This window comes from Pseudomonas sp. UBA6315 (assembly GCF_002438125.1).
In the GTDB taxonomy this organism is placed as follows: domain Bacteria; phylum Pseudomonadota; class Gammaproteobacteria; order Pseudomonadales; family Pseudomonadaceae; genus Aquipseudomonas; species Aquipseudomonas faucium.
Window position 1 is genome coordinate 539 of sequence record NZ_DJTF01000178.1, and the last position, 2,652, is coordinate 3,190.

Genomic DNA, 2,652 nt, shown 5'->3' on the forward strand with positions numbered 1-2,652 from the left:
CACTAGACGAAGGGGACACGCTACAAGCATTGCTGCTTGCTTTCACTCCCTGCCGCGTTTCGCTGTGTGCTTTACGCTGCAAGTGGCGCGCATTCTATGGATGCCGTGAAAGGTCGTCAACCCTTTTCTATAAATTTATTTAAATCAATGACTTCGCTCTCTATATAGGCACCTGGCAAGGGGTGCCCAAGGATTGGCGTTGATTTTCTGACGGCCTGAACGCAAAGTGCCATCACTGGAGAAACGCGGCGACGAGCCGACACAGAGTCACGTGGCGAGCGGGCTGGCCTGTTCGCTACACTCTCAATGTAAAACTTCCTGATGAGGCGTTAACGGTGACACCACTTCTGATCACACTGCTCATCGTTGCGGGTATCGCGTTGCTGATCGTGATCGGCTACCTCAACAACGTGGTCGAGAACAGCAAACTGGAACGCGCGCGGCTGAAGATCGAACTCGCCGACCGCGTGCGCCGCTGTGGCGAAATCACCGAGAGCTTCCCCGGCCAGTTCATGACCCCGGCCCTGAAGCTGCTGCTGGCTCGCCTGGAACTGAGCCTCAACCAGCGCCAGCTGGCGCTGGACAAGCACAATGCCGAGCTCAAGGCGCGGATTGCCGAACTCGAAGGCTTGATCGGCCAGGGCGAGCGAATCCCGGTGAACAACCCACCGAGCCCGATCCAGACCGAGGTCAAGGCCAAGGATGTGCGTTTCCTGCTCGAAGCCCTGCACACCCAGATCGTCAAGGCGACCCAGGAGAATGTGCTGCAGACCGCCGAGGGCAAGCATTGGGTCAAGGAAATTCGCCACCTGCTGGTGCTGCTGCACATCGAGTTCTTCAACAACCTCGGCCAGCAGGCCCTGCAGCAAGAGCAGCCAGGCCAGGCGCGCCTGGCGTTCGAGCGGGGCGTGCAGTACCTGCGCAAGCAGCCTGAGCCGAAAGTGTATGAAGAGCAGCTGACCTATCTGGAGAAACTGCTGGCGCGGGCCAATGCCCAGGTGCTGGACCAGATGGAGCCGGCCGAGAATGACGAGAACGCGTTGACCCAGGGCTTGAAGACCGACGAGGACGAGACCTGGAAGAAGCGGGTGATCTACGACTGATCGGTGCGCCCTATCGCCGGCAAGCCGGCTCCCACACGGACAGGTGGGAGCCGGCTTGCCGGCGATAGGGCCAGTACAGTCAGCGCCAATCAGCAGTCAGTCAATTCCAGAAACACCGCCACCAAACGCTCCAACCCCACCTGGTCCGCCTCGCTGAAGCGCCCAAGCTTCGGGCTGTCCAGGTCCAGCACCCCAATCAACCTGCCCTCCTTCACCAGCGGAATCACCAGCTCGCTGTTGGACGCGCTGTCGCAGGCAATGTGCCCGGGGAAGGCATGCACATCGTCCACCCGCTGGGTCTGCCGGGTGGCCGCCGCCGCGCCGCACACGCCTTTGCTGAACGCAATGCGCACGCAAGCCACCTGCCCCTGGAACGGGCCGAGCACCAGCTCTTCGTTGCGGTTGAGGTAGAACCCCGCCCAGTTCAGGTCGTCCACCTGGTGGTAGAGAAACGCCGAGAACTGCGCGGCATTGGCGATGAAGTCGCGCTCGTCGGCAAACAGCGCCTGCACTTGCGCTGCCAGCAGGTTGTAGCCGTCGAGGCCGGCGCCACTGGCATTGAGGTCGATCATTTATTTCTGCTCCAACAATTGCAGCCCGACCCAGTAGCGGGCGAACTGATAGGCACAACGGCCATTACGGTTACCGCGGCCGGTGGCCCAGCGCACGGCAAGGATGTCGAGTTCTTCGCTGCGCTGCCAGGCAAGGCCGGCAGCCTGTGCCAGCTGGCCGATCCAGTGCTCGACCACGTCGAGGAAGTGCTCCTGAGTGAAGGGGTAGAACGACAGCCACAGGCCAAAACGGTCGGACAGGGCAATCTTGTCTTCCACCGCTTCGCTGGGGTGCAGCTCGCCGTCGACGCGCTTCCAGTTCTCGTTGTCGCTCTCTTTCTCCGGCACCAGGTGGCGGCGGTTGGAGGTGGCGTACAGCAGCACGTTGTCCGGCGCCTGTTCCAGCGAGCCGTCGAGCACGCTCTTGAGCACCCGGTAGTCGCCCTCCCCGGCTTCGAACGACAGGTCGTCGCAGAACAGGATGAAGCGCTGTGGCAGCTTTTGCAGTTGCTCGACCACCCGCGGCAGGTCGGCCAGGTGGTCGCGCTCGATCTCGATCAGGCGCAGCCCGGCACCGGCATGCTCGGCCAGCAAGGCGCGCACCAGCGACGATTTGCCGGTGCCGCGCGAGCCCCACAGCAAGGCGTGGTTGGCCGGCAGGCCGTGGATGAACTGGTGGGTGTTGCGGCCAAGCTGGTCACGTTGCTTGTCGACCCCGATCAGGTCGCTCAAGCGGATGTCCAGGCTCACTTCAAGCGGCATCAGGTAGCCAGTGCGGCCATCGCGCTGCCAGCGCGCAGCCAGGGTGGTGGACCAGTCGATGGTCGGGCGTGGCGCCGGCAACAGGGGTTCGAGACGCGCCAGCACCGATTCCGCGCGTTCCAGGAAAGCATTCAAGCGAGCGTCCATGACGACTCCTAGCAAGACAGGTGAGATTTAAAGCTGAATGTGTGACAGGCCCGCCAGCAGCCGGGGCTGATCGGCTATGCTTGCGCAGC

At 62.4% G+C, this 2,652-nt stretch carries 3 protein-coding genes; 1 reads left to right on the plus strand and 2 read right to left on the minus strand.

Annotation, left to right across the window (positions count from 1 at the left end):
* Positions 1-335: 335 nt before the first annotated feature.
* Entirely contained in the window at positions 336-1,103 is a 768-nt protein-coding gene (locus B3E94_RS20720; RefSeq protein WP_176512068.1) for a hypothetical protein, read from the plus strand.
* 89 nt (positions 1,104-1,192) lie between these two features.
* On the opposite strand, the gene B3E94_RS20725 is transcribed toward B3E94_RS20720, so the two are convergent.
* Both B3E94_RS20725 and B3E94_RS20730 read right to left on the minus strand, forming a co-directional pair.
* Positions 1,193-1,675: a GAF domain-containing protein gene (locus tag B3E94_RS20725; RefSeq protein WP_176512067.1), complete on the minus strand. Its 483-nt coding sequence runs from the start codon at positions 1,673-1,675 to the stop codon at positions 1,193-1,195.
* Positions 1,676-2,563, minus strand: coding sequence for an ATP-binding protein (locus B3E94_RS20730; protein ID WP_236236176.1), 888 nt, complete (start codon positions 2,561-2,563; stop codon positions 1,676-1,678).
* Positions 2,564-2,652: the final 89 nt, after the last annotated feature.